The sequence below is a fragment of the Kushneria sp. EE4 genome (assembly GCF_977968315.1).
In genome coordinates, this window is record NZ_OZ386212.1 from 1,440,520 (window position 1) to 1,465,629 (window position 25,110).

The 25,110-nt window shown below is 59.5% G+C and carries 22 protein-coding genes and 1 tRNA gene; 15 read left to right on the plus strand and 8 right to left on the minus strand.

The window, feature by feature from the left end:
* Window positions 1-23 precede the first annotated feature (23 nt).
* From dusB to ACXMYO_RS06665, 4 genes are all read left to right on the plus strand, one after another.
* The gene (gene dusB, locus ACXMYO_RS06650) at window positions 24-1,037 is read left to right on the plus strand and encodes a tRNA dihydrouridine synthase DusB (RefSeq protein ID WP_438767630.1); all 1,014 of its coding nucleotides are present in this window, start codon (window positions 24-26) and stop codon (window positions 1,035-1,037) included.
* Window positions 1,034-1,330: a DNA-binding transcriptional regulator Fis gene (gene fis, locus ACXMYO_RS06655; RefSeq protein ID WP_438767632.1), complete on the plus strand. Its 297-nt coding sequence runs from the start codon at window positions 1,034-1,036 to the stop codon at window positions 1,328-1,330. Before dusB ends, fis begins: the two co-directional genes overlap by 4 nt.
* 52 nt (window positions 1,331-1,382) lie before the next feature.
* Window positions 1,383-2,996: a bifunctional phosphoribosylaminoimidazolecarboxamide formyltransferase/IMP cyclohydrolase gene (purH, locus tag ACXMYO_RS06660; protein ID WP_457808185.1), complete on the plus strand. Its 1,614-nt coding sequence runs from the start codon at window positions 1,383-1,385 to the stop codon at window positions 2,994-2,996.
* 302 nt (window positions 2,997-3,298) lie between these two features.
* Window positions 3,299-3,457: a hypothetical protein gene (locus tag ACXMYO_RS06665; RefSeq protein ID WP_438767636.1), complete on the plus strand. Its 159-nt coding sequence runs from the start codon at window positions 3,299-3,301 to the stop codon at window positions 3,455-3,457.
* Window positions 3,458-3,565: 108 nt separating this feature from the next.
* Here the strand turns inward: ACXMYO_RS06665 and ACXMYO_RS06670 are convergent, their stop codons facing one another.
* The 4 genes from ACXMYO_RS06670 to ACXMYO_RS06685 all read right to left on the minus strand — a co-directional run bounded on the left by ACXMYO_RS06670 (window position 3,566) and on the right by ACXMYO_RS06685 (window position 7,559).
* Window positions 3,566-5,023, minus strand: a complete 1,458-nt coding sequence (locus ACXMYO_RS06670) for an NAD-dependent succinate-semialdehyde dehydrogenase (protein ID WP_457808186.1) — start codon at window positions 5,021-5,023, stop codon at window positions 3,566-3,568.
* 124 nt (window positions 5,024-5,147) lie between these two features.
* Window positions 5,148-5,702 (minus strand): GTP cyclohydrolase I FolE, encoded by a 555-nt coding sequence (gene folE, locus ACXMYO_RS06675; protein WP_438768428.1) that lies wholly within the window; start codon window positions 5,700-5,702, stop codon window positions 5,148-5,150.
* A 94-nt stretch (window positions 5,703-5,796) separates the two neighbouring features.
* Window positions 5,797-6,771 (minus strand): serine/threonine protein kinase, encoded by a 975-nt coding sequence (locus ACXMYO_RS06680; protein WP_457808187.1) that lies wholly within the window; start codon window positions 6,769-6,771, stop codon window positions 5,797-5,799.
* 35 nt (window positions 6,772-6,806) lie between these two features.
* The gene (locus tag ACXMYO_RS06685) at window positions 6,807-7,559 is read right to left on the minus strand and encodes a ComF family protein (protein WP_457808188.1); all 753 of its coding nucleotides are present in this window, start codon (window positions 7,557-7,559) and stop codon (window positions 6,807-6,809) included.
* A gap of 298 nt (window positions 7,560-7,857) precedes the next feature.
* On the opposite strand from ACXMYO_RS06685, the gene ACXMYO_RS06690 reads away from it, so the two are divergent.
* From ACXMYO_RS06690 to ACXMYO_RS06700, 3 genes are all read left to right on the plus strand, one after another.
* Window positions 7,858-8,046: a hypothetical protein gene (locus ACXMYO_RS06690; RefSeq protein ID WP_457808189.1), complete on the plus strand. Its 189-nt coding sequence runs from the start codon at window positions 7,858-7,860 to the stop codon at window positions 8,044-8,046.
* A gap of 600 nt (window positions 8,047-8,646) precedes the next feature.
* Window positions 8,647-10,053 (plus strand): MFS transporter, encoded by a 1,407-nt coding sequence (locus tag ACXMYO_RS06695; protein WP_457808190.1) that lies wholly within the window; start codon window positions 8,647-8,649, stop codon window positions 10,051-10,053.
* Window positions 10,054-10,080: 27 nt separating this feature from the next.
* Entirely contained in the window at window positions 10,081-11,664 is a 1,584-nt protein-coding gene (locus ACXMYO_RS06700) for a glycoside hydrolase family 43 protein (RefSeq protein ID WP_457808191.1), read from the plus strand.
* Between the two features lie 124 nt (window positions 11,665-11,788).
* Here ACXMYO_RS06700 and ACXMYO_RS06705 read toward each other — a convergent pair.
* Window positions 11,789-11,873, minus strand: a tRNA-Leu gene (locus ACXMYO_RS06705).
* Window positions 11,874-12,287: 414 nt separating this feature from the next.
* Between ACXMYO_RS06705 and ACXMYO_RS06710 the strand changes: the two genes are divergently transcribed.
* From ACXMYO_RS06710 to ACXMYO_RS06725, 4 genes are read left to right on the plus strand one after another with little or no spacing between them, the layout of a single operon-like run.
* Window positions 12,288-12,500, plus strand: a complete 213-nt coding sequence (locus tag ACXMYO_RS06710) for a hypothetical protein (protein ID WP_438767645.1) — start codon at window positions 12,288-12,290, stop codon at window positions 12,498-12,500.
* Between the two features lie 43 nt (window positions 12,501-12,543).
* Complete coding sequence (locus ACXMYO_RS06715; protein WP_438767647.1) at window positions 12,544-12,903, plus strand: hypothetical protein; 360 nt, start codon at window positions 12,544-12,546, stop codon at window positions 12,901-12,903.
* A gap of 54 nt (window positions 12,904-12,957) precedes the next feature.
* Window positions 12,958-13,170: a hypothetical protein gene (locus ACXMYO_RS06720; RefSeq protein ID WP_457808192.1), complete on the plus strand. Its 213-nt coding sequence runs from the start codon at window positions 12,958-12,960 to the stop codon at window positions 13,168-13,170.
* Window positions 13,170-13,421, plus strand: coding sequence for a hypothetical protein (locus ACXMYO_RS06725; protein ID WP_438767651.1), 252 nt, complete (start codon window positions 13,170-13,172; stop codon window positions 13,419-13,421). The genes ACXMYO_RS06720 and ACXMYO_RS06725 overlap by 1 nt, the downstream gene beginning before the upstream one ends.
* Before the next feature lie 5 nt (window positions 13,422-13,426).
* Here ACXMYO_RS06725 and cobA read toward each other — a convergent pair whose 3' ends face one another.
* Window positions 13,427-14,602 carry a uroporphyrinogen-III C-methyltransferase gene (cobA, locus tag ACXMYO_RS06730; RefSeq protein ID WP_457808193.1) on the minus strand — a complete coding sequence of 392 codons (1,176 nt, stop codon included), beginning with the start codon at window positions 14,600-14,602 and terminating at the stop codon, window positions 13,427-13,429.
* Window positions 14,603-14,673: 71 nt separating this feature from the next.
* Window positions 14,674-15,954, minus strand: coding sequence for a serine--tRNA ligase (gene serS, locus ACXMYO_RS06735; protein ID WP_438767654.1), 1,281 nt, complete (start codon window positions 15,952-15,954; stop codon window positions 14,674-14,676).
* A 294-nt stretch (window positions 15,955-16,248) separates the two neighbouring features.
* Between serS and ydiJ the strand changes: the two genes are divergently transcribed.
* Window positions 16,249-19,341 carry a D-2-hydroxyglutarate dehydrogenase YdiJ gene (ydiJ, locus tag ACXMYO_RS06740; protein WP_457808194.1) on the plus strand — a complete coding sequence of 1,031 codons (3,093 nt, stop codon included), beginning with the start codon at window positions 16,249-16,251 and terminating at the stop codon, window positions 19,339-19,341.
* A 108-nt stretch (window positions 19,342-19,449) separates the two neighbouring features.
* Window positions 19,450-21,339 (plus strand): cation:proton antiporter, encoded by a 1,890-nt coding sequence (locus ACXMYO_RS06745; RefSeq protein ID WP_457808195.1) that lies wholly within the window; start codon window positions 19,450-19,452, stop codon window positions 21,337-21,339.
* An 89-nt stretch (window positions 21,340-21,428) separates the two neighbouring features.
* Here the strand turns inward: ACXMYO_RS06745 and ACXMYO_RS06750 are convergent, their stop codons facing one another.
* Complete coding sequence (locus ACXMYO_RS06750) at window positions 21,429-22,994, minus strand: BCCT family transporter (protein WP_438767659.1); 1,566 nt, start codon at window positions 22,992-22,994, stop codon at window positions 21,429-21,431.
* Window positions 22,995-23,233: 239 nt separating this feature from the next.
* Here ACXMYO_RS06750 and ACXMYO_RS06755 point away from each other — a divergent pair, with 239 nt between their 5' ends.
* Entirely contained in the window at window positions 23,234-24,454 is a 1,221-nt protein-coding gene (locus ACXMYO_RS06755; protein WP_438767661.1) for a NupC/NupG family nucleoside CNT transporter, read from the plus strand.
* A 45-nt stretch (window positions 24,455-24,499) separates the two neighbouring features.
* Window positions 24,500-25,108, plus strand: coding sequence for a cob(I)yrinic acid a,c-diamide adenosyltransferase (cobO, locus tag ACXMYO_RS06760; protein ID WP_457808196.1), 609 nt, complete (start codon window positions 24,500-24,502; stop codon window positions 25,106-25,108).
* Window positions 25,109-25,110: the final 2 nt, after the last annotated feature.

The window sequence follows — 25,110 nt, forward strand, 5'->3', positions numbered from 1 at the left end:
CCCTTTTCCGGATAAAGCTTTCAATGGTTAGCGGACTGCCCTGTATCGGCCCTCACCGGCTGGCCGGGCGCGTTATTCTTGCGCCCATGGCGGGAATTACCGATCGGCCCTTTCGCCAGCTTTGCAGAACGCTGGGCGCAGGTCTTGTGGTGTCTGAAATGGTGACCGCCGACAAGCGACTGTGGCACACGCCCAAATCACGCCTGCGACTCGATCATACCGGTGAGCCCGGGCCCCGCTCGGTGCAGATCGCCGGTGGCGATGCTGACATGCTGGCCGACGCTGCGCGGGTCAATGCCGACAACGGTGCCGAAATCATCGACATCAACATGGGCTGTCCGGCCAAAAAGGTCTGCAACAAGGCCGCAGGTTCAGCCCTGATGCGCGATGAAGCGCTGGTCGCCGAAATTCTGGAACGGGTGGTGGGCGCTGTCGATATCCCTGTCACGCTCAAGATTCGCACGGGCTGGTGTGAACACAGCCGCAACGCGCTTACCATCGCCCGCATGGCTGAAAACGCCGGTATCGCGGCGCTGAGCGTTCATGGTCGCACCCGTGAGCAGCGCTACCAGGGTCTGGCCGAGTACGACACCATTGCCCGGATCAAGTCCGAGCTTGCTATCCCGGTGTTTGCCAATGGCGATGTCGACGGCCCTGAAAAGGCGCGCCAGGTGCTGGACTATACCGGCGCTGACGCTGTGATGGTCGGACGCGCCGCTCAGGGGAACCCCTGGATCTTTCGCGAGATCGAGCATTATCTCGAAAACGCCAGCTTTCTGGCATCGCCGACGCCGGATGAGCGTGCCGAGGTCATGACCGGTCATCTAAAAGCCCTCTATGCCCTGTACGGCGAGCATATGGGGGTGCGTATCGCACGCAAGCACATTGGCTGGTATCTCGCCGGCGCCGAGCATGGCGAACGCTGGCGTCGCGAATTCAACACCCTTGAAGACTGCGAAGCACAGCAGCGCTACCTGACAGCGCTTTTCGCCGAAAATTCTCCGTTCGCCCCCATAGATGGAACGCGTGCCGCATGACTAGTCATCCATTGTCTGATCACCCGGGTGAAACTCCCATTCAGCTTCACCAGCATCAGTCGCAGTCGCGTACGCTGCGCGAAGCGGTGGATCAGGCCATGTCGCTTTATTTTTCCCATCTTGATGGCGAAAACGTAACCGACCTGTACAACATGGTCATGGCCGAGGTGGAAGCCCCGCTTTTGCGCTCGGTTATGGCCCATACCCGCGGAAACCAGACGCAGGCCTCACAGATGCTGGGCCTGAACCGCGGCACACTGCGCAAAAAGCTCAAACAGTACGATCTGATCTGAGCCTTGTGCTCTGATCGCGCATGACACGCTTACTGCCTGCCACGGAAATCTCATGACTCATCAAGACGAGACTGCAATGCCTCACGCCTGCCAGCCGATCCGACGTGCCCTGATCAGTGTCTCCAACAAGGACGGCATTGTAGACTTCGCCCGCCGCCTCGCCGATTTGGGCGTAGAGCTTCTATCCACTGGTGGTACATGGCGCCTTTTGAATGAACAGGGCATTGCCGTGACCGAGGTCTCCGAACATACGGGTTTCCCGGAAATCATGGACGGCCGGGTCAAGACCCTTCACCCGCGCATCCACGGCGGCATTCTGGGCCGTCGCGGTCAGGATGATGACGTCATGACAGAGCACGACATCGCCCCGATCGACATGGTGGTGGTCAATCTCTACCCCTTTGAAGAGACCGTGGCCGACCCGAACTGCTCGCTGGAGCGCGCCATCGAGAACATCGATATTGGTGGCCCTACCATGGTGCGTGCGTGCGCCAAGAATCACGCCTATACCACTATCGTGGTCGACCCCAGCGACTACGCCCGCGTGCTCGAAACGCTTGAAGGCGCAAGCAAGGGGACCGACCCTACCCTGCGCTTTGACCTGGCGGTCAAGGCCTTTGAGCACACGGCGGGCTACGATGCCGCCATTGCCAGCTATCTGGGCGGCATCGTCGAAGCCGATGACAGCGAGACATCGGCACTGCCCCGCACCTGGTCGACGCAGTTCCACAAGCGCCAGCAGATGCGCTACGGCGAAAACCCGCACCAACAGGCAGCGTTTTATACCGAGCGTGAGCCGGCACCGGGCAGCATTGCCAGTGCTATACAGCTGCAGGGCAAGGAACTGTCCTACAACAACGTCGCCGATACCGATGCCGCGCTTGAATGTGTCAAAACATTCAAGGCACCGGCCTGCGTGATCGTCAAACATGCCAATCCCTGTGGCGTGGGCATCAGTCGTGACGGCCAGCTTAAAAGCGCCTACGAACTGGCCTTTGCCACCGACAGCGAATCCGCCTTTGGCGGCATCATTGCCTTTAACCGTGAACTCGACGGTGACACGGCAGCCGCTATCGTCGAGCGCCAGTTTGTCGAAGTCATCATTGCCCCGAGCGTCAGCGACACCGCCCGTCAGGCCGTGGCCGACAAGAAGAACGTGCGCCTGCTGGAATGCGGCGCCTGGCCTGAAACCCCTGCTGAGAGCTTTGACTACAAGCGGGTCACCGGGGGCCTGCTGGTCCAGTCACGCGATGACGGCATGGTCACCGAAGACGAGCTTCGCACGGTTACACAGCGCAGTCCCTCTGCCGAAGAACTTGATGATCTGCTGTTTGCCTGGAAGGTGGCCAAATTTGTGAAGTCCAATGCCATCGTCTATGCCCGCAACGGACAGACCGTGGGCGTCGGCGCCGGTCAGATGAGCCGCGTCAATTCCGCCCGTATTGCAGCCATCAAGGCCGAGCAGGCAGGCCTTGAAGTGAAAGGCAGCGTCATGGCCTCGGACGCCTTTTTCCCCTTTCGTGACGGCATCGACAACGCCGCGGCTGCCGGTATTACGGGCGTCATTCAGCCCGGGGGCTCCATGCGTGATGAAGAGGTCATCAAGGCCGCCGACGAGGCCGGCATGACCATGGTCTTTACCGGCATGCGCCATTTCAGGCATTGAAATAGCGCCATCACTCATTAAAGGGGGCCGCCATCTCACGATGGCGGCCCCTTTTGTCTGCAACGATAAAGCATGGATCAGGGCGTTATATCAGTCCTTTTGAGGATCATTTTATCCCGACCGGGCCTTCTCGGCTGAGGTATGTCAGCCCATGTAAAATCATGCTTTTTTGAAGTCCTGCTTTCTCCAAACGGCACAGTGCCGGAACACTTTTGCAGGCAATAATGCGTTGCCCGATCAGCGTCGGCTGCGATGACCTGCACTGGCAAAAAAACTAAAAAAACCGTCCGGAGTAACCCCGCATGTGGAAGTCATTGACCATCAAGGGACTGACCATCAAGAAAATTACCGTTGCCGTTGCGATTACTGTCGTAACCACCGCCGGTACCTATGGCTACGCCAGTGAGCAGAGCTGGTGGTTCACACCGGCACATGCCAGCACGGGCGGCATGTGTTCCTGAGTCCCGAACAACAGCATTGATGGTGTCACCCACCGTCAGAAAGCTGAAAACCCCGCCATGGCGGGGTTTTTTAATGGCGTATTCAGCGTTTGACTACGTGGCCCGGAGTTACTGGATCGTCATGCACAGATATTTCGTTTCCATATACTCTTCCAGCCCGTAGCGTGACCCTTCACGACCCAGGCCCGACTCTTTCATACCGCCAAACGGCGCCGCCGCGTTGGACACCAACCCTTCATTGACGCCCACGATGCCATACTCGAGTGCCTCTCCCACGCGCCAGATACGCCCGGCATCGCGGGTGTAGAAATAGGCGGCCAGACCAAATTCGGTATCGTTGGCCATGCTGATCGCCTGCGCTTCGTCATCGAAGGGGAAAACGGCCGCCAATGGCCCGAAGGTCTCTTCCGAGGCGACCTTCATCGATGCATTGGCACCGCTTATGAGAGTGGGCTGATAAAAGCGCCCGCCGAGCGTGTGCTGATGGCCGCCGATCATGAGTTCAGCGCCCTTTTCGATGGCGTCCTGAACATGCTCGTGTACCTTGTTGATCGCCTCCTCATTGATCATGGGACCAATGTTGACGCCATCTTTCATGCCATCGCCCACGACCAGTTCGCCGTTCATCGCCGCTGCCAGCTTTTCACAAAAAGCGTTGATGACGCCCGACTGCACCAGAAAGCGGTTGGTGCAGATGCAGGTCTGGCCCGCATTGCGGAACTTGGACGCCATGGCACCGGCCACTGCGGCATCCAGGTCGGCATCGTCAAAGACAATAAAGGGCGCGTTGCCGCCAAGCTCCAGCGAAATCTTCTGGATATGGCTCGAAGCCTGAGACATCAGTTGACGCCCGACTTCGGTCGAGCCGGTGAAAGTAATCTTGCGCACCAGCGTCGAATCGGTCATGGCCCTGCCAATCTCGCTGGCACTGCCCGGCAACACGTTGAACACGCCACGCGGCACCCCGGCGCGCTCGGCCAGTACCGCCAGCGCCGTGGCAGACAGCGGCGTCTGGCCGGCCGGCTTGATCACGATCGGACAGCCTGCGGCAAGCGCGGCCGCCGCCTTGCGGGTGATCATGGAAGACGGGAAGTTCCAGGGCGTAATCGCGCCGACCACACCGACCGGCTGCTTGAGCACCATGATGCGCTGATCGGGCTTCGCCCCCGGGATGGTATCGCCATAGACGCGCCGTGCTTCCTCGGCGAACCAGCGCATGAAACTGGCGGCATAAACGATTTCGCCTTCGGCCTCGGCAACAGGTTTGCCCTGCTCCAGCGTCATGATGCGGCCAAGATCGCGCTTGTGCTCGATCATCAGCTCATACCAGCGATAGAGAATATCGGCACGTTCAATGGCGGTACGGCCTCGCCAGTCGGGGAAGGCAGCGTGCGCTGCTTCAATGGCGCGTTGCGCTTCACCGGCGCCCAGCCGCGGCACCCGGGCAATGATCTCGCCCGTGGCAGGATTGTCGATCTCGATCTGCTCGCCACTGTCAGCGGCCACCCAGCTGCCGTCAATATAGGCAAAGGGTCTGAAAAGGCTCTGGTCGTTCAACGTATCCATGTCGTTCTCCTGTCGACTTGAGGTCCCTGAAGCACTCGGGATATGTGCCAAGCATAGGACATGCCATCAAACAGGAGAACCGTTGCCCCGGATCGATGCCGACCCGGGACACCGTGCAGGGTGCTCAGTTATAGACGAGCGTCAAAAATTCCTGACGTGTAGACAGGTTTTCACGAAAATCGCCCAGCATGACCGAGGTTTTCATACTTGAGTTCTGCTTTTCCACGCCGCGCATCATCATGCACATGTGGCGCGCCTCGACGATCACGCCGACCCCGCGAGCGTCCGTGGCGTCCTGGACGGCGTTGGCAATCTGGCGGGTCAGCTCTTCCTGAATCTGCAGGCGGCGGGCATACATGTCCACGATACGCGCGAACTTGGAAAGTCCCAGCACCTTGCCGCGCGGGAGATAACCGATGTGACACTTGCCGATAAAGGGCAGCATGTGGTGCTCGCACATCGAATAAAGCTCGATGTCCTTGACGATTACCATCTCGTCGGTATCCGATGAGAACACGGCATCGTTGACGATATCGCCCAGACTTTGCTGATAACCATGCGTTAGAAACTGCATGGCCTTGGCTGCCCGTGCCGGCGTGTCCTGAAGCCCTTCGCGCTCCGGGTTTTCCCCCAGGGCCGCAAGGATCTCGCGATAGTGGTTTTCCATCTCCTGACTCATGTTTCTTTCCTGCGTTTCGGGTATATCCAGCACCTGTTCGGGCGCCGTGGCATGTTTCATTTCCGATCGGTCCGGAGACCGTGTCAGCGCGGCCTTACGCCAGCCAGCGAGGCGATGACAGCGCCACACGTTGCTGCTCAAGGGTTCTGATATGCTGGTCCCAGTAGTTCTCACTGGCAAGCCAGGGGAAGGCTCGAGGAAAGGCCGGGTCGCTCCAGCGCTCCACCAGCCAGGCACTATAGCGCACCAGACGAAGCGTTCGTAGCTGTTCGATCCATCCAAGCTGGCGCCTGTCAAAGGCGCAGTGCTCTTCATAGCCTTCTATCAGCTCCGCCAGCTGCGCCTGCCAGGAAGGCTCATCTTCTCCGGTCAGCAGCATCCAGAGATCCTGAACGGCCGGTGCCATGACACAGTCGTCAAAGTCCACCAGCGAAAAATGACTTTCCCGCCCCAGCATGTTGCCCAGATGACAGTCGCCATGAACGCGCTGAAAGGCATCATCCGGCCACGCCTTTTCGGGCAGCATATCCAGCAGTGCCTGACTGATCTGCTCGTGGGCACGACGCTGGCGCGCGCTGAGCCAGTGACTGGCGCGAATGCTTTCAAAACTTTCGTGCGCGATGGCGTGGGGTCGCAGCACGGCGCGATGCGTAAAGGCCCTGCGCCTGGCAACGGCATGCATTTGCCCGATCGCGCCGCCCAGCGCAAAGAGGTGCTCGGGATTGTCCAGCTCCGGTGCCTGGCCCGGTACATAATAAAAGATCGCCAGACGAAAGCCGTCATGAAAATGCAGCGTATCGCCCAGATCATTGCGCCAGAGCCGGTTAACGGGACAGCCTGCGCCATGAAGCTCATCGACGAAGGCATGTTCTTCGACAATGGCGGCATCCGTAAGACGGTCGGGTCGGTAAAACTTGACGATAAAGCGCTGATTGTCATCGTCACGCCATAGAAAAACCCGGTTTTCATAACTGTTAAGCGCAAAGGGTTCGCCTTCGGTACGAAAGCCCTGTGCTTCTATGGCCGCCACAATGCGCGCCGGGTCGAGCTGTTCAAAGGGGTGAGCCACTATTCACAACCTCCGCGTCTGGAGGCGCCATGCTATCAGATTGCGCGCCCCGCCGGGGTACGGGCAAGCGCACAGGCACTCACATGCTCGGCGCCCTGCTCACGGCAGGCACGTGAAAGCGCCTCGAGCGTGGCGCCGGTGGTCATGACGTCATCAAATAACAGCACGGAGGCGGGAAGCCTTGAGCTCACGCGATAGACGCGGCGAACGTTACGCTGGCGGGCCGAACGTGACAGCCCTCGCTGGGTCGGTGTCATTCGAAGTCGCTCAGCCCGGTGCAGGGGCAGATTCAACGCATGGGCCATCTCCCGGCCCAGCCACAGGGTCTGATCGAACCCGCGCGCGCGTGCCCGCTCGGAGTGAAGGTCGGCCGTCACGATGGCCTGTACCGGTCCGCGGTATTGTTCGAACGCGTGCAACATAAGCTGCAACAGGACATGGCCGGCACGACGATCGCCATTGAACTTGAAGCGCTGGATCAGCCGCGCGATCTCGCCTTCGTAGAGAAAGGGCACCCAGCTGTCATCAAAATTCGGCCGCTGCTTCAGGCAGTGGCCACAGGGCATGTCGGCAGGCACCGATACCGGCCGCGGCTCACTGCACAAGGGGCACGCGCTTTGATGCCATGCCAGTGCTCTGAAACAGAGATCGCACCAGGGCCTTCCGCCTGCAGTCCCTGCCAGACAAAAACTGCAGTAGCCGGGCATGGTCCAGGCAAGCGTGCGGTCCAGCGTCTCGACAAGACGCCTGCCCTTTACCCGCCATATATCTCCTGAACCGTTTTTCATGGCATGCCTTCTGACCGTATCAGAAGGCTATCGGCAGATTTTGTCGGTACTAAATGCTGCCACTTTCATCCGAACCATCAGAATCCGCCCCATCAGAGCATGACAGACAGCTTTTCCCTGCCCTGAGCTACCAGTCATCGAGCGTGGTGCCAGACAGTTGTCTTTAATGGTCGCACGCCCACTTTCGCCTGTGCTGCCAAATGACGACCAAAGTTAACACTCTGGACATGGCGTGGCGCTGGCGGCTCCCCTAGCCTCATTAAAGGCGCATCAATAAAACCGACCATCGGAGATCATCATGCCTTATACCTATCAATACGCCGCGGCAGGAGAGTTCACCTCCACGGGTGAGAACGATCATGTCGAGGGGTTCGTCGTTTTTCTGGAAGGGACCAGGATGGAAATCGCGACCTATACGACCGAGGACGCCGCGAAAGCTGCCTGCGAAGAGCTTAATAACAAGGATGATGTTTCCGGCAAGCGTTGAGGGCCCTTTTCACGTGCGGACAGGCTGATGCGCAATGAGTCATCAGCCTTGCTGCCTGCGACACTCAAATCAATCCGGCTACCCGTTATTTCTTTACAGGCACAGGGCAGCACAGGCACAGGGCAGCTATAGCCTGTTTAGTTACCTGTTTACCTGTTGAAGCATCCATTCAGCCCTTCCGTGATGTCTGGATCATTACCAATCATGATGCTACTCCGGGTTTCAGGACCTGTATCGCTTCTGTATTGATTCAACAAGGCATTCTTCCGCCGGTTATCACCGGCTCTGTAAACACCCTGAAATCACCGGTGTATTATTTCCTCTCGGCCCCCCGCCATCTTCATATTCCATCACCCGGACAGCCATCATTATCACCCTCGGTCTTCGATGGTTTACCAACGTCTAATGGTAATGCAGCACAGGCTTTACAACGCTGACTCATGGTTCGTGGCTTGAAACAGTAGTTCATGGCTTGACCCAACAGGTCGTATAGGCGTTTTAAAAACCAGCCGGGCAGCGACCACATCCATATGACCCTCACGCTCCGGCCACCAGCCGCGGCCTTCAAACCATTGCCCTTCCCTCTCATCAGGATGATGCATGACGACAAACAGGAATACCCTGGAAGGCCCACAGCCGGAAGCATCATCGGCCAGCGCTTCTATTCCGGAAGCCGAGAAAATTGGTCTTTTGGAGAAAATCGGCTATGGCTGTGGCGATCTGGCCAGCAACTTTATCTGGCAGGCAATGAGTATCTTCATTGTCTATTACTACACCGATGTTATCGGCATTGCCGCGGGCGTCATCGGCTCGATCATGCTCTTTTCACGCGTGTTCGATGGCGTCTCGGATGTTGCGATGGGCTACATCATCGACAAGACAACCTCCCGGCATGGCAAGGCCAGACCATGGTTGCTGTGGCTGGCAGTCCCCTTTGCCGTGTCGGCGGTATTGCTGTTCGCCGTTCCCGATATCGACCCCTTCTGGCAGGTGGTGTATATCGCCGTCACCTACAACGTTGTCTGCCTGGTCTACACCGGGCTCAATGTTCCCTATGGCACCATGAACTCGCTCATCACTCAGGATCAGTACCAGCGCTCTTTGCTGAATGTCTTTCGCATGAGCCTGGCACTCGTGGGCGTTCTGCTGGTCAGCAACCTGACGCTGCCGGTCGCGACATTACTGGGCGGAGGCCAGTTTGGCTGGGTCATGACCTTCATGATGTTTGGCGCGATAGGCACGGCGCTTTTCATCTTTACGTTCAAGACGACCAGAGAGCGCGTCCAGCCCGCAAGCCAGAACATGCGAGACACGAAGGTCTCGCTCAAGGAAAGCCTGAAGACGCTGGGCAGAAACCGATACTGGGTGCTTGCCACGGCGTTCATCCTGTTGACCTACATCTTTAACGGTCTCAACTCGGGCGCCGTGGTTTATTACGCAGAATACATTCTTGATAACACCTGGCTGGTAGGGGTCGTGACGACGGCCTATATCGCTTTCATTTTGCTGGGCATGGTTGTCGTCGCACCGATTACCAAACGATTCGGCAAGCGCAACGCCATTATTGTTGGCGAAGTCATTACCATCCTTGGCTATTTAGTCATGCTGATCGATCTCACCAATGTCGCCCTGATCATTGCCGGCACGATTATTCGCGGCATCGGCAAGGCACCGATCAACGGCAGTATGTTCGCCATGCTGGGCGATACCGTCGAATACGGTGAATGGAAGACCGGCATCCGTAATGAGGGCATGGTCTACAGCGGCGGCAGCATGGGCATCAAGGTCGGCAGCGGTCTCGGTACAGCGCTTATCGGCTGGATACTTGCCATGGGTGGCTATGTCGGCGGCGGCGACGCACAGACCGATGCAGCCCTGTTTTCCATCCAGGCGCTCTTTATTTATCTGCCGCTGGCCATTTGCGTACTCATCATTGTCCTGATGCTTTTTTACGACCTGGATAAGCGCTATCCGAAGATCATTCAGGATCTCAAGGCAAGAGCTTGATACCCCGCCTTAAAAAGGACGACATCAATGACGCTGATTACCAACCCTGTATTGCCCGGCTATCATCCTGACCCTTCGATCCTTCGGGTGGGCGACGATTATTACATCGCGGTATCGACCTTTGAATGGTTCCCCGGCGTACAGATCCATCATTCCAGGGATCTGGTGCACTGGCAGCTGCTGACATATCCGCTGACTCGAGTGTCACAGCTCGACATGATCGGCAACATCGACTCGGGAGGCGTCTGGGCGCCCTGCCTGAGCCATGCCGATGGCGTTTTCTACCTGATCTATACCGATGTCAAAAGTCGGGAGGGGGCCTTCAAGGATACACACAACTATCTCATTACCGCCGACAACATCGAAGGCCCCTGGTCAGACCCTGTCTATCTGAACAGCAGCGGCTTCGACCCCTCCCTGTTTCATGACGAGGATGGTTCGAAGTGGCTTCTCAACATGATCTGGGACTTTCGCAAGGGCAAACACCCCTTTGCCGGCATCGCGCTGCAACGCTACGACCCGGATAAACAATGCCTGACCGGGCCGATTCACAACATCTTCAGGGGCACCGAGCTCGGCCTGACAGAGGCCCCCCATATCTATCAACATGGTGGCTATTACTATCTGATCACCGCCGAGGGCGGCACCGAGTACAACCACGCGGTGACGGTCGCTCGCTCGAGTTCCCTGTCAGGGCCTTATGAGGTCGACCCTGAAAACCCGATACTGACCTCCGACCGGGAGGATCCGTCCCGGCTGCAAAAGGCCGGCCATGGCAGTCTGGTCACCACCCAAAACGGCGACTGGTACATGGCGCATCTATGCGCCCGCCCGGCCATTGATGACAAATGCATTCTCGGTCGTGAGACAGCGCTGCAGAAATGTTACTGGACCGAGGACGGGTGGCTGAGAATCGAAAATGGCCCCTATCCGGACTGGCAGGTCACCGCGCCGAATCTGGCGTCGCATCCGCTGCCTCAGGAGGATGGTCACGATGATTTCTCTGACTCACGCTTAAAACTGTATTGGAACTCGCTCAGGCGGCCCTTTACGCAGGACTGGATCTCCCTGCACGAACGTCCCGGGTTTCTAAGGCTCAAGGGCGGCGAATCGATGCAGTCGACGCATCGTCAGAGTCTGCTGGCAAGACGCCTGGAGCATTTCCATGTCGAGGTCGAGACCGAACTGGAGTTTTCACCCGAACACTTTCAGCAGATGGCCGGGCTGATCATCTATTACGACACGGCCGATTACGTTTATCTGCGCGTGACCCATCATGAAGAGCTGGGCAAGTGTCTTGGCATCATCGAGTCCCGGCATGGCGAATACGATGAACTATTAAATGAAGAGATTGCGCTGCCGGCGTCCTCCACCTTTTTAAAGGCAAAAATCGACAGGGAGCAGCTGCAGTTTTATTACTCGACAGAGCCTGAGCAGTGGCAATCGGTCGGCGATAAAATCGACATCGCTCATCTTTCTGACGATGACGCAAGATACATTCGCTTTACCGGAACGTTTACAGGCCTGTGTGTCCAGGACCTCAGCGGTCAGGCTCTGGCCGGAGATTTCGCCTATTTTGATTACCGTGCAGGGGAAGACAAGGATCACTGATGGCCAGCCTACACACAGGCATACATGGCATGTCGTGCTGGCAACATCTGGATATAGAAAATTACCTGGGGCGAGGCCCGTTCAGGGCTTGAGGGTATGTCAGAGGACGTACAAGTAAAGCAGATGGTGCGGAAGGAGAGACTCGAACTCTCACGCCTTACGGCACTAGAACCTAAATCTAGCGTGTCTACCAATTCCACCACTCCCGCGAGTGCGGCGTATTGTACGCAATACGCTACGCCAGTCAATCAGCAGAAGTCCATAAATAACGGGATTAACGGTTCCGGACAAAGAAAAGCCCCTCGTAAAAGAGGGGCAAAGAAACCCAGAAGGATGTCTTGCACTATCTCTGACTGCCGCGGTCGGAATTGGTTCCACGAATCACGAATAAATATTGAAAATCCTGCCCGACGTATCATGTGGCCACTTATGGTGGCCTTCTCCCCGGAACGGCCGGGATTTTAGTCCAGCCTTAAATTGCCCCCCCTTCTAGCCTATTTGCCTATACGGGCAGGTCTGTACGACGCACTACATTATGCTAGAGTCCGCGGCGCATTGACGGCAAGGAACGCCTTCGATGGCCGGCCTCAAGGATTACCCTTCATACCGACAAGGGAAATGTCATGAACTCAACCCGCTCTGGAAGTGGCCCACGTTGCCCCGAATGCAACGTCGCCCTCTCCTGGCCCGGTCGCACCCCGGACCACCACGAACTGCGCTGTCCCAACGGGCACTATATCTGCACCATGCAGGAGTTTCGCCAGGCCGCCTTTGATCTTGCCATGGCCGAGGAGTATCAACTCTTTTGCGCCGGCACGACACGAAAGGCAGGCTAGCATTGTTGTGGTACACCCCGTGTCCGACAACAGGAGTATCAGCATGCATTGTTATCGCATGGGTCTTCTTTCCCTGTTCGCCGCGGTGTTGCTGGCAGCGGGCACATCACAGGGCATTGCCGCCTCACAGGAGCGCGCCAATAGCGACGCGCAGCAACGCTTCGAGCGCGCTCAGCAGCACTCGCGCATTCAGTCCCGCGAAGCCGACGTCAATCGCCAGAAATCCAGCCTGCGCAGTCAGCAAACGACCTCTCATGGCGAGCGCGCTCTGCAACAGCAACAGCTGCGCCAATCGCAGCGTCATCTGCGCGAAGAAAAACGCAGCTACCAGCAGCGCAGCGCGACATCCACCACACGCTCTTCCGGTACAGCAGACAATAATCGTGACAGCGGCATTCGCTGAAACGCTATCACGGGATACACTGTCAAAACCTCTATCGTTTACAAGGGAGTGCCCGTGATGACCCACCCCTGCTATCCGGAACACCACACGCCCTGTCAGGCATGGGCATCACGCTGGATGGAATCCTTTCTGACGTGTCCCGACGAGGCGTGGAACACGTTTGAATCCGCACACCGTACCGCCTTTATCATTTTGCGCGTGACACGACCGGAGACAGGCGAGGAGGTATTGATCGACTCATTGATTCAGGCGCAGATGGTGTCCTGATGATGCAACAGGATAACAATGTGACCGACGACGAGAGCCCGGAAGAAACGCTGCCGATGGGATATCGCTCACTGCGTAACCCACTGGCCTCCAACCGCCGATACCGCAATGTGCTGTGGTATGAACGCTTCAACTGGCTGGTGCTGACCCTGTGCGCTTTGTTCAGCCCCATCGTGCTGGCGCTGGTGATTGGCTACATGCAAAACATCCCCATGCCCTTTCCGACGTTCGATCTCTCCTTTTTGCGCTGATGGCATCAACGACTGTCTGCCAGTGACAGCGGTGAAGGATGCTTGCCGCTTTCCCACCCCAGACTTCTGGCCGTTTGCGTGGCAAACCAGCCCAGCGTGTCATGCAGGGTTACAACGTCGCCCACGATAATCAGGGTCGGTGGTGCGGCCTTTAGATCACAAAGGCGGCCCGGCAGGTCTTCAAGTGTTCCGGTGTGAAGACGCTGTCTGGCCGTCGTGCCCTGCTCCACCAGTGCGATGGGCGTGGACGCCGACAGGCCGTGTTGAGTCAGCTGCCGGCAAAGGGTGTCAAGCGTGCCCAGCCCCATATAAAAGACCAGCGTCTGACCGGGGGCCGCCAGCGTCTGCCAGTCAAGATCGCAGCTGCCGTTTCGCAGATGACCGGTGACAAAACGCACCGACTGGGCATGATCGCGATGCGTCAGCGGAATGCCCGTGTAGGCGGAAATACCGGTCGCCGCCGTGATACCGGGCACCACCTCAAAGGAAAGTTTTGCCTCCGCCAGCGCCTGCAGTTCTTCTCCGCCACGACCAAAAATGAAGGGATCCCCTCCTTTCAGCCGCACAACGCGATACCCACCACGCGCCCAATCCACCAGCGACTGATTGATGCCTTCCTGCGGCACGCTGTGGGCCGAGCGGGCCTTGCCGACATACAAACGCCGCGCCTGCGGGTTGGCAAGCGCCAGAATCTCCGGACTTACCAGCCGGTCATGAATGACAACATCCGCCTCCTGCAATCGCTCCAGCGCGCGCAGAGTCAAAAGTCCCGGATCGCCCGGGCCTGCGCCCACCAGAGAGACATGGCCACGCCGCAAGGCGCTGGGCGTTTCGGGCGCCAGCGCCTGGGTGCGAGCCGGCAGGCGCACGGTGGAACGCTCCGGACAGGCCGGCACGTAGACGCCGATACCACGCTCTTGCGCCCTGTCTGCCCAGCGCGCATCCTCGGCCTCGCTGCCGGTAGCCACGATCCAGAGCTGACCGGTTTCCGGCATCTGCGCCACGCAGTGCCAGCCCTGTTCCTGTGCCAACGTCGTCAGAGCCGGCATCATCTCACCGTGCAGGGTCAGGGCCAGTTCAAGTCCGCAGAACTGACGCGCCATCGTCAGCGCAGCCTGACCGGCGCCGATGAGATGGGCATCCAGATGACGAGGATCAAACTGAAGAGAAAGCAGTTCCATAAGCGCTCTGAGAGTTGTCGTTATCGCTTGATGACAGGGCGCGTCGACATCAACTGCCGACGCGCGCACCGTTACGGCTGGTTGATACGCTCGGCGCCACCCATCCAGGGACGAAGCACTTCGGGCACCGTGATCGAACCATCAGCCTGCTGATGATTTTCCATCAGCGCCAGCAGACAGCGCCCGACCGCCAGTCCCGAGCCGTTGAGCGTGTGCACCAGAGTCGGCTTTTTCTGACCCGGCGCGCGAAAGCGGGCATGCATGCGCCGCGCCTGGAAATCTTCCGTATTGGAGACCGAAGAGATTTCGCGAAAGGTATTCTGACTGGGCAGCCACACTTCAATGTCATAGGTCTTGGTTGCACCAAAGCCCATATCGCCGGTGCACAGCGTTACCACTCGATACGGCAGCTCCAGCGCCTGCAAAATCGCCTCGGCGTGGCCGCGCATCTCCTCGAGCGCTTCATAGGAGTGCTCGGGGTCGACCACCTGTACCATCTCGACCTTGTCGAACTGGTGCTGGCGAATCATGCCGCGGGTGTCGCGACCATAGGCACCCGCCTCGCTGCGATAGCAGGGGGTATGCGCGGTCATGCGCAGCGGCAGCTGTGCGCTGTCGAGAATCTCGTCACGCACGATGTTGCTCAGCGGCACCTCGGCGGTCGGGATCAGGTAATACTCCTGCTCGCCTTCCAGTTTGAAAAGATCATCGCCGAACTTGGGCAGCTGCCCGGTCCCGAACAGCGAATCGCGATTGACGATGTAGGGCACGGCCACTTCTTCATAGCCGTGATCGAGCGTCTGCTTGTCGAGCATGAACTGCGCCAGCGCACGATGCAGCCGGGCGATGGGCCCGCGCATCACGGCAAAGCGCGAGCCGGTAATCTTGGTGGCCAGCTCAAAGTCGAGATAGCCGTGCAGACCGCCCAGGTCAGTGTGATCGCGCACGGTAAAATCGAACTCCCGGGGCGTGCCCCAGCGATGCAGTTCGACGTTGTCTTCCTCATCCTGCCCGTCAGGGACGCTGTCATGGGGCAGATTGGGAATGGCGGTGGCGATCTCTTCAAACTCGGCCTGCACGCCGGCGAGTTCACGGCTGGCGCTGTCGAGCTCATCACCCAGATTGCCAACACTTGCCAGCAACGGCTCGATATCCTCGCCGCGCGCCTTGGCCTGCCCGATCTCCTTGGAACGGGTATTGCGCTCGTTTTGAAGCTCTTCGGTGCGCGTTTGAAGCTCACGTCGACGTGACTCCAGCGCCCGGACCCGGTCAACATCAAGGGCATAGCCGCGGCGGGCAAGGCTTGCGGCAACGCCATCAGGGTCGCTGCGCAGCAGTTTGGGATCGAGCATGACTATCCTGTCGGTTCGTGACAATAATGTCCGCCGGTCGTCGGTCAACGAGGCGGAATCAAGATTCAAGGAACACATTGTAAAAAATAACGCTGCCCGACACTATTGGCCGGCAGCCGACCGAAACACTTTATCTGCCGCAGCTGTATAACGGCCAGTGCATTATGCGCATACCAGGCCACAATGGCGACCGCCCCCTGCCATGAAACAGCACCAGCACAACCGCCTGACGCCTGATGCGACGGCGCAGGACAATCGCACGCTTTTGACAGACCCTGGCCGCAAGACTTGACCATGACCGAACAGCTTCAGACTTCAACGCTCGAGCAGCGCTATCAGCACTTTCTTGACACCCTGAATGCCCGCGGCTTCAAGGGCGATATCGCCGCGGATGATGCCAGCCGCGTGGTACTGGCCACCGATAATTCAATCTATCAGCGCCTGCCCCGGGCCGTGATCTATCCGCGTGACGCCGATGACGTCACTCTGCTGGCCGGGCTGGCCGGTGAAACAACCTTTCATGAGATCGTGCTGGCCCCGCGCGGCGGCGGCACCGGCACCAACGGGCAGTCCCTGACCGATGGCCTGGTGGTGGATGTCACCCGCTACATGCATCACATCATCGATATCGACGCGGACAACCGCCGCGTGCGCGTTCAGGCCGGCGTGGTCAAGGACCAGCTCAATGCCGCGCTCAAACCTTTTGGGCTTTTCTTTGCGCCCGAGCTTTCAACCTCCAACCGCGCCACCATCGGCGGCATGATCAGCACCGACGCCTGCGGTCAGGGCTCGCGCGCCTATGGCAAGACCCGCCATCACGTGCTTGAGCTGGAGGTTGCCCTGCTCGGCGGCGAGCGCTTTACCAGCCGAGTGCTTGATGACGACGCACTCAAGGTGCAGTGCGAACGTCCGGACCGTATCGGCGAGGTGCACCGCTGCGCGCGTGAGATCATCGATACCCGCCAGGAGCAGATCGAGCGTGTTTTCCCGCCGCTTAACCGCAGCCTGACCGGCTATGACCTGGCGCACCTGCGCACCGAGGACGGGCGTTTCGATCTCAACAGCGTGCTGTGTGGCAGCGAAGGGTCGCTGAGCTTTCTGATCGAGGCCACCCTCAACGTGCTGCCGCTGCCGAAATATTCGGCGCTGATCAACGTGCGCTATCCGGGCTTCATGGACGCCCTGCGCGATGCCCGCGCCCTGATGGGCAACGATGACAGCCCGGATGCCCCCACCTCGATCGAAACCATCGACGACCGCGTTTTGATGCTCGCCATGGAAGACATCGTCTGGGATGGCGTGGCGGAATATTTCCCCGCCGGTGAGGAGAACGCCCCGCCGGTGCGCGGCATCAATCTGGTGGAGTTCAACGACAACGATGAAGCGTCGCTCAAGCGCCGCGTCGAGCGCTTCACACAGGCACTGGAAAACAACCGGGACGTTGAGCGCCTGGGCCATACCATCGCCTGGGGCCGCGAGCGCATTACAACGGTCTACGGCATGCGAAAACGTGCCGTCGGCCTTCTGGGCAACGTCAGTGGCGAGAAGCGCCCGATCCCGTTTATCGAGGACACCGCCGTCCCACCCGAGCAGCTGGCCGATTACATCAGCGAGTTTCGCGCCCTGCTCGATGGCTACGGTCTTGAATACGGCATGTTCGGTCATGTCGACGCGGGCGTGCTGCACGTTCGCCCTGCCATCGACATGAAAGACCCCGAGCAGGCGGCCCTGATTCGCCCGCTTTCTGACGAGGTCGTCGCGCTGACCCAGCGTTACGGCGGGCTGCTATGGGGTGAGCACGGCAAGGGCATCCGCTCGGAATACACACCGGCCTTTTTCGGCGAGCTCTACCCGGCACTGCAGCAGCTCAAGGGGGCCTTCGACCCGAAAAACCAGCTCAATCCCGGCAAGATCGCCACGCCGCCGGCAAGCGATGCCACCCTGCTCACCGTGGATGACGTGACCACGCGCGGCGAGCTGGATCGCACCATCGATGAGCGGGTCTGGCAGAGCTATCACAGTGCGGTCTACTGCAACGGCAACGGTGCCTGCTACAACTACGACCCCAACGACGCCATGTGTCCGTCGTGGAAGGCCACACGCGAGCGCATTCACTCGCCCAAGGGGCGCGCCAGCCTGATGCGTGAATGGCTGCGACGCGAGCAGGCAGCCGGCCATGACGTACTGGTCGAGGCGCAGGAGCTGCGCCAGGCCGGAACGTTTCAGCGACTTAAAACGCTGCCGGCACGACTGCGCCGTACGCTCAAGGGGGAGGATCGCTTCTCCGATGAAGTCCACGAGGCCATGGCCGGCTGTCTGGCGTGCAAGTCCTGCGCCGGGCAGTGTCCGGTACGGGTCAACGTGCCGGATTTTCGCAGCCGCTTTCTGGAGCTCTACCATGGCCGGCGTGTCCGGCCGCTGCGAGACCACCTGATTGGGCGCATGGAAACTCTCATGCCCCGGCTCAAACCGGTAGCGCCGCTGTACAATGCGCTGCTGCGTCAAAGGCCGGTTCAGCACGTCATGGCGCGCTGGATCGGCATGGTGGATGCCCCGAGCTTTTCGCACAGCGACTTCCACAAACAGCTTGATGCCTGGGGCATTGCCGAGGCGACCCCGGTGGCGCTCGGGCTTTTGAGCGAGGCGCAAAAGGCGCGCAGTGTTGTCCTGATTCAGGACGCCTTCACCTCCTGGTTTGATGCCCGCGTGGCTCGTGAGTTTGTCGAGTGTCTGAGCCTTTTAGGGATTCGCGTGTTTGTGGCGCCCTACCGGCCCAACGGCAAACCCATGCACGTACAGGGCTTCATGGGTGCCTTTAAAAAGGCCGCACAGCAACAGGCCGACCAGCTTCGAGCGCTGGCGCGTCTTGAGGTGCCGCTGGTGGGGCTCGACCCGGCCATGACCCTGACCTACCGTCAGGAATATGTCGACACGCTGGGCAAGGGCGCTGTACCCGAGGTGCTGCTGCCCCAAGAATGGCTTCTCTCCATGGCCGGGTCACTGGCGCCGGCACCCAACAATGCATCATTGGAGTCGAGCGTTCGCTATCGGCTTTTGAGCCACTGCACCGAAAAGACCAATGCCCCCGGCAGCGCGAAGGCCTGGCAGCAGATCTTTACCGCTTTCGGTCTGGAACTGGAACTGGTGCCCACCGGCTGCTGCGGCATGTCCGGCACCTACGGACATGAGACGCGCAATCTGGCAACGTCGCGTATCATTTACAGCCAGTCCTGGCAGCCGCTCGTGGAAGCCGGTGATGACATGACCCGGCTGCTGGCCACCGGCTACTCCTGTCGAAGCCAGGCTCGGCGCTTTTCCGACGTGGCGCTTGAGCACCCCCTGCAGGCCCTTTTGTCGCATCTTCGACATCAAAAAGCGTCACTCTGACGATCAATGGCCGCCACCTTAAGGCGGCCCCTTTCACCCCCCATTGCAACGGCCATCGCCTGCGTCTAGGCTGCGCCCCCTTATCGACCCCTATCGGAATCTTCCTGCATGGAACACGCTGCGCTCTATCTGGCCCTGATCGGCCTGCTGTCCCTGATGTGTCAATGGGCGGCGTGGCGGGTTCACCTGCCTGCCATTTTGCCCCTTTTGATTGTCGGTCTGATTGCCGGCCCCGTCACCGGCTGGCTGAACCCGGATGCCATTCTGGGCGATCTTTTGTTTCCGCTGGTCTCGCTGTCCGTGGCGGTGATCCTCTTTGAGGGCAGTCTCACGCTCAACTATGAGGATTTGCGCGGCCATGGCCGTACCGTGATTCGCCTGATCACCTGGGGGGTGGTCATTACGGGCCTGATCGGCACCGTGGCCGCCTGGTGGCTTTTGAACATGCCGCTCGAGATTGCCGCCGTTCTGGGCGGGCTGCTGGTCGTAACCGGCCCGACCGTGGTGATTCCGCTGCTGCAGACGCTGCGCGCCAAGGCCAATCTTTCCCAGATCCTGCGCTGGGAAGGCATCCTGGTTGATCCGGTCGGGGCCCTGCTGGCCGTTTTGATCTATGAGTTCGTGGCGCTGGGTCAGGAAAACGGCGCGGCATCACACACCGTGTTGCTGTTTGCCCAGACCGTCGGCCTTGGCTTCGGGCTGGGGGCGCTGGGGGGCTGGCTCTGGGGCCTTATCCTGCGTCATCACTGGCTGCCGCAGCGGTTGCACAACTTCGGCACCCTGATGATCATGCTGACCCTCTTTGCCGGCTCCAACGCGCTGTTTGAAGAGTCGGGGCTTTTGACCGTGACCGTCATGGGCATCTGGATGGCCAACATGCGCGGGATCCCGGTCCGCCCGATCATCGAATTCAAGGAAACGCTGACCGTTTTGCTGGTCTCGGGGCTGTTCATCCTGCTGGCCGCGCGCATCACCACCGAGCAGCTGATGACCCTGAACTGGCCGGCCTGGGTGTTTCTGGGCGTGCTCATGTTTGTGGCCCGTCCCATTACCGTCTGGATCTGCACCATCGGTACCGAGCTTCACTGGCGTGAAAAGGCCCTGCTGGCCTGGCTGTCGCCCCGCGGCATCGTGGCCGCAGCGGTGGCCTCGCTGTTTGCCATCAAGCTCGAACAGGCCGGTGTGGAAGGCGCCGAGATGCTGGTGCCCATCACCTTTCTGGTCATCATCGGCACCGTGGTCATTCAGAGTCTGTTTTCAAAGCCCATCGTCAAGGCGCTCAAGGTCAACGAGCCCGAGCCCACCGGCTTTCTCATTATCGGGGCCAACCCGGTCGCCCGCGCCATTGCCAGCGAGCTGATGACCATGGGCTGGACCGTGCGTCTGACCGACACCAGCTGGGACGCCGTTCAGGAAGCGCGCATGGCGGGCCTGCCGGTCTATTACGGCAATCCGCTGTCGGAACATGCCACCCAGCATCTGGAGCTGACCGGCATCGGTCGGTTGCTGCCGCTGTCGCCCTACCGCGAGCTCAACAACCTGGCGGCGCTGCACTTTGAGCATATGCTCGGTCACGGCAATGTCTTTCGACTGGCCGAAGAGTCGAGCAAGCATGCCAAGCGTCAGCAGGACCGGGCGCTGGGGCATCTACCGCGGCTTTTCAATGACGAGGCCACCTTTGCCAAGCTGGCCAGTCTGGTAGCAGGCGGTGCTGAAATCCGGGTGGCGAAAATGACCGACAGCTTCGGCCTTGAAGAGTATCGCCGCATTCACAACCACCGGCTGATGCCCTTGTTTTGCGTGGCGGCCAACGGCCGGCTGCGCGTGGTGCACACCGACGTGACGCTGGCACCCCGGGCAGGTGAGCGGGTGATCAGTCTGATCTACCCGGATTCCCCGGAAATGCAGCCCGGCGAGCGGGAAGAGCGCGCTCGCGAGGAGCAGCGCGTGGCGCCGGGACGCAGTGACAGCAGCAATCCCGGTCGCCTGCCCTCATGAACGTTGTCCTTCGATAACCCACTGGCCCTGCCATAAAAAAAGCCTCGCAATTGCGAGGCTTTTTTCATTGGTGCCCGAGGGCACGCGCATCATCCCTGCTTGTCGGCGGGGCGTTTTTCGGTCGCGATGCCCTGCTCACGGGCCATGGCATAGGCCGCTCTCGGCCCGGTCCACAGTAGCGGCAGCAGCAGCAGGGATACCGGCACGGCTGCAATGACGATGACGGACTGTAGCGCACTGATACCGCCCTCTCCCATCATCAGCAGCAGCGCCGCGACCACACCAAAGGAGATGGCCCAGAAGATACGGACAAACGCCGATGGCTGGGCATCGCCGGTGACCGACATGGCGATGGCATAGGCCATGGAGTCACCGGTCGTGGCCACAAAGATAGTGGTCAGCAGCAAAAAGGCCGGCACGATGATAAACGACAGCGGCAGCTGGCTGGTCACTGCCAAAAGCGCGGCAGGCAATCCACCGGCAGTCAGGGAGTCCGAAACACTGCCGGGATTTTGAAGCTCGTAGAAAATGCCCGAACCACCCAGAGTGGCAAACCAGATATTGGTGGCCACCGGGGCGGTAATGGCCAGCGCGATGACCAGCTCGCGCAGGGTACGGCCTTTCGAAATGCGGGCCACAAACATCGCCATGGAGGGCACGAAGCTGATGAACCAGCCCCAGAAGAAAAGCGTCCACTGCCCGAGCCACGCCTCATTGTCGCTGCCACGCACCAGCGACAGATCAATGAAGTGATTCAGATAGCTGGCAAAGCCTTCCATCATGGAGTGCACGATGAACGTACCCGGTCCCGCCACCATGATCAGCACAAACAGCGACAGCACGATCCAGACATTGCAGTTGGACAGCCACTGAATGCCGCGGGAGAGCCCGGTGGCCGCTGACAGCGTATAGATCACGACCAGTCCGCCAAGAATGGCCAGCTGCAGGCTATAGCTGTCGGCCCAGCCAAACAGCGTGTTGAAGGAGTAGGCAAGCTGGGTCGCCAGAAAGCCGATGGGCCCGATGGTACCGGCTGCCACGCCCAGAATGCAGATCACATCGGCCACGATACCCAGCCAGTGGGTTTCCACTTTCTGCCCCAGAAAGGGGTACAGCAGTGCCCGCGGGCGCAGACGAATGCCGCCGTGGTAGTGCGCATGGATCATGACCAGCGCCGAGAGCGTGCCCAGACAGGCCCACGCGCTGAAGCCCCAGTGGAAAAAGCCCTGTGCCAGCGCCGGGCCGACGGCCTCGACAGTGCCGCTTTCTACGCCGTCAAAGGCCGGCGGTGTCGACATGAAATGATAGATCGGCTCGGCCGTGGACCAGAACACCCCGCCGCCGCCCAGCAACGCGCAGAGAATCACGGCGTGCCAGTTAAAGGTCGACATGGTGACTTCACTGTCGTTGCCGCCCAGGCGCACATCGCCGTAGCGCGTCAGCGCCAGTGCCAGGGCAATCACGAGATTGAGCAGCATCCATAGCTGCCAGTAGGCACCAAACCAGTGGGTTGACCAGCCAAAAGCTGTATCGATCCAGCTGCTGACCGTATCGATATCGATCAGTGCTGCAGCCACAAACAGCACAAGCAGGCCGCCACTAAGCGCAAACACGATACGTTGACCGAGCACTCGAGCGGAGTCGGATGAGGACATGAAGTGGGATCACCGTTTGATAGCAAAGCTGACCACCCTACCAATCCATAACCTTCAGGTATATTCAAATTTCAAATCCGGCCATAATGACAGGCCATGCGGAGGGGCGGTCGCCCATGCCGGTCAGGGCCCGTGCGCTCAGGGCTCAATCTGGTAAGGTGTGCGCCATATCGCCCGGGCGATACAAGAGCGCGTTGTTGCCTGGAACAATCAACAATACATACCAGGAGTTGCTGATCATGCAAATTCTGATGGGACTGGTCGGCATCGTGTTCGTGCTGGCGGTCGCCTTTATCTTTTCCGAAAATCGCCGCGCCATTCGTCTACGCACCGTGTTCTGGGCCTTTGTGCTACAGGCCGGCTTTGCCCTGTTCGTTCTTTATGTCCCGGTGGGCCAGACCGTCCTGCTGGGCATGTCCGGCGGTGTTCAGGCGGTCATCGACAGTGCCGGCGACGGCATCGAGTTTCTTTTCGGCTCACTGGCCGGCGGTGACAATGGCTTTATCTTTGCCATCCAGGTGCTCTCGGTCATTGTCTTTTTCTCATCGTTAGTGTCGGTACTGTATTACCTGGGCATCATGCGCTGGATCATCAACATTCTGGGTGGCGGTATCCAGAAACTGATGGGCACCAGCCGACCGGAATCTTTGTCCGCGGCCGCCAACATCTTTGTCGGTCAGACAGAAGCGCCACTGGTCATCCGCCCCTTTATTGCCAACATGACCCGCTCGGAGCTTTTCGCCGTCATGGTCGGCGGTCTGGCAAGCGTCGCCGGCGGCGTGCTGGCCGGCTACGCCGCCATGGGCGTGGATCTTCAATATCTGATCGCGGCGTCATTCATGTCGGCCCCCGGCGGTCTTTTGATGGCCAAGATGATGCTGCCGGAAACCGAGACCCCCAAACACGACACCAATGTGTCAACGGCGGAAAACGAGGAGAAGCTGGCCAACGTCATCGATGCCGCGGCGACCGGCGCCAGCACCGGTGTACAGCTGGCGCTTAACGTAGGCGGCATGCTGCTGGCATTTGTCAGTCTGATTGCGCTGGCCAACGCCATTTTGACCGGCATCGGCGGACTGTTCGGGTTTGAAGATCTCACGTTGCAGCTGATTCTGGGCTACATCTTCTCTCCGGTGGCCTGGCTGATCGGCGTGCCCTGGTCAGAGGCCGTGGCCGCCGGCAACTTCATCGGTCAGAAAACGATTCTCAACGAGTTCGTCGCCTTTGCCTCCTTTACCGGCTTTGAGGGCAATCTCAGTGAACACACCCGCGCGATTATCACCTTTGCGCTGTGTGGCTTTGCCAATATCTCCTCGATTGCCATTTTGATGGGCGGGCTGGCCGTCATGGCCCCCTCGCGGCGCGGCGATGTGGCCCGACTGGGGCCGAAAGCGATTCTTGCCGGCACGCTGTCCAATCTGATGAGCGCCTCGCTTGCGGGCCTGTTTCTGTCAATGTAGGACCATGGCCCTCAACCATTCGTTTTCACCACAGGACACCCTGACATGAGCAATGACGACCAACGCCAGGCGCGCCATCAGCGCGCCATGGAAAAGCTGAAAAGCCACGTGGATGAGCGGGTGGCCGATGCCAGTGAAGAGCGCGGGCAGCTGCTGATTCTGACCGGCAACGGCAAGGGCAAGACCACCTCGGCCTGGGGCATGGTGACCCGCGCGCTGGGCTACGGCTACGGCGTGGGCGTGATCCAGTTCATCAAGGGCGAGTGGGAGTGCGGCGAGCGGGCACGACTGGAGGAGGATCCGAATCTGCAGGTGGCCACCATGGGCACCGGATTTACGTGGGACACACAAAACCGCGAGACCGACCGGCAGGCCTGTGAAGCGGTCTGGCAGGATGCCAGCCGGATGCTGGCCGACCCGGCGGTCTATCTGGTGGTACTCGATGAGATCACCTACATGCTGAAATTCGGCTATCTCGACATCGAGACGGTCAAACAGGCAATCAATGCACGCCCGGTCGAGCAGACCGTCATCGTGACCGGTCGCAACGCGCACCGCGAACTGCTGGCCATGGCGGACACCATTACCGAAATGCAGGAGACCCGTCATGCCTTCAACAACGGATTGAAGGCACGACGCGGCATCGATTACTGACG

Bases quoted from the DNA above. Each gene is read 5' to 3' on its own strand.
- dusB (WP_438767630.1), top strand. From the start codon at position 24: ATGGTTAGCGGACTGCCCTGTATCGGCCCTCACCGGCTGGCCGGGCGC.
- fis (WP_438767632.1), top strand. From the start codon at position 1,034: ATGACTAGTCATCCATTGTCTGATCACCCGGGTGAAACTCCCATTCAG.
- purH (WP_457808185.1), top strand. From the start codon at position 1,383: ATGACTCATCAAGACGAGACTGCAATGCCTCACGCCTGCCAGCCGATC.
- ACXMYO_RS06665 (WP_438767636.1), top strand. From the start codon at position 3,299: ATGTGGAAGTCATTGACCATCAAGGGACTGACCATCAAGAAAATTACC.
- ACXMYO_RS06670 (WP_457808186.1), bottom strand. From the start codon at position 5,023: ATGGATACGTTGAACGACCAGAGCCTTTTCAGACCCTTTGCCTATATT.
- folE (WP_438768428.1), bottom strand. From the start codon at position 5,702: ATGAGTCAGGAGATGGAAAACCACTATCGCGAGATCCTTGCGGCCCTG.
- ACXMYO_RS06685 (WP_457808188.1), bottom strand. From the start codon at position 7,559: ATGAAAAACGGTTCAGGAGATATATGGCGGGTAAAGGGCAGGCGTCTT.
- ACXMYO_RS06690 (WP_457808189.1), top strand. From the start codon at position 7,858: ATGCCTTATACCTATCAATACGCCGCGGCAGGAGAGTTCACCTCCACG.
- ACXMYO_RS06695 (WP_457808190.1), top strand. From the start codon at position 8,647: ATGACGACAAACAGGAATACCCTGGAAGGCCCACAGCCGGAAGCATCA.
- ACXMYO_RS06700 (WP_457808191.1), top strand. From the start codon at position 10,081: ATGACGCTGATTACCAACCCTGTATTGCCCGGCTATCATCCTGACCCT.
- ACXMYO_RS06710 (WP_438767645.1), top strand. From the start codon at position 12,288: ATGAACTCAACCCGCTCTGGAAGTGGCCCACGTTGCCCCGAATGCAAC.
- ACXMYO_RS06715 (WP_438767647.1), top strand. From the start codon at position 12,544: ATGCATTGTTATCGCATGGGTCTTCTTTCCCTGTTCGCCGCGGTGTTG.
- ACXMYO_RS06725 (WP_438767651.1), top strand. From the start codon at position 13,170: ATGATGCAACAGGATAACAATGTGACCGACGACGAGAGCCCGGAAGAA.
- cobA (WP_457808193.1), bottom strand. From the start codon at position 14,602: ATGGAACTGCTTTCTCTTCAGTTTGATCCTCGTCATCTGGATGCCCAT.
- serS (WP_438767654.1), bottom strand. From the start codon at position 15,954: ATGCTCGATCCCAAACTGCTGCGCAGCGACCCTGATGGCGTTGCCGCA.
- ydiJ (WP_457808194.1), top strand. From the start codon at position 16,249: ATGACCGAACAGCTTCAGACTTCAACGCTCGAGCAGCGCTATCAGCAC.
- ACXMYO_RS06745 (WP_457808195.1), top strand. From the start codon at position 19,450: ATGGAACACGCTGCGCTCTATCTGGCCCTGATCGGCCTGCTGTCCCTG.
- ACXMYO_RS06750 (WP_438767659.1), bottom strand. From the start codon at position 22,994: ATGTCCTCATCCGACTCCGCTCGAGTGCTCGGTCAACGTATCGTGTTT.
- ACXMYO_RS06755 (WP_438767661.1), top strand. From the start codon at position 23,234: ATGCAAATTCTGATGGGACTGGTCGGCATCGTGTTCGTGCTGGCGGTC.
- cobO (WP_457808196.1), top strand. From the start codon at position 24,500: ATGAGCAATGACGACCAACGCCAGGCGCGCCATCAGCGCGCCATGGAA.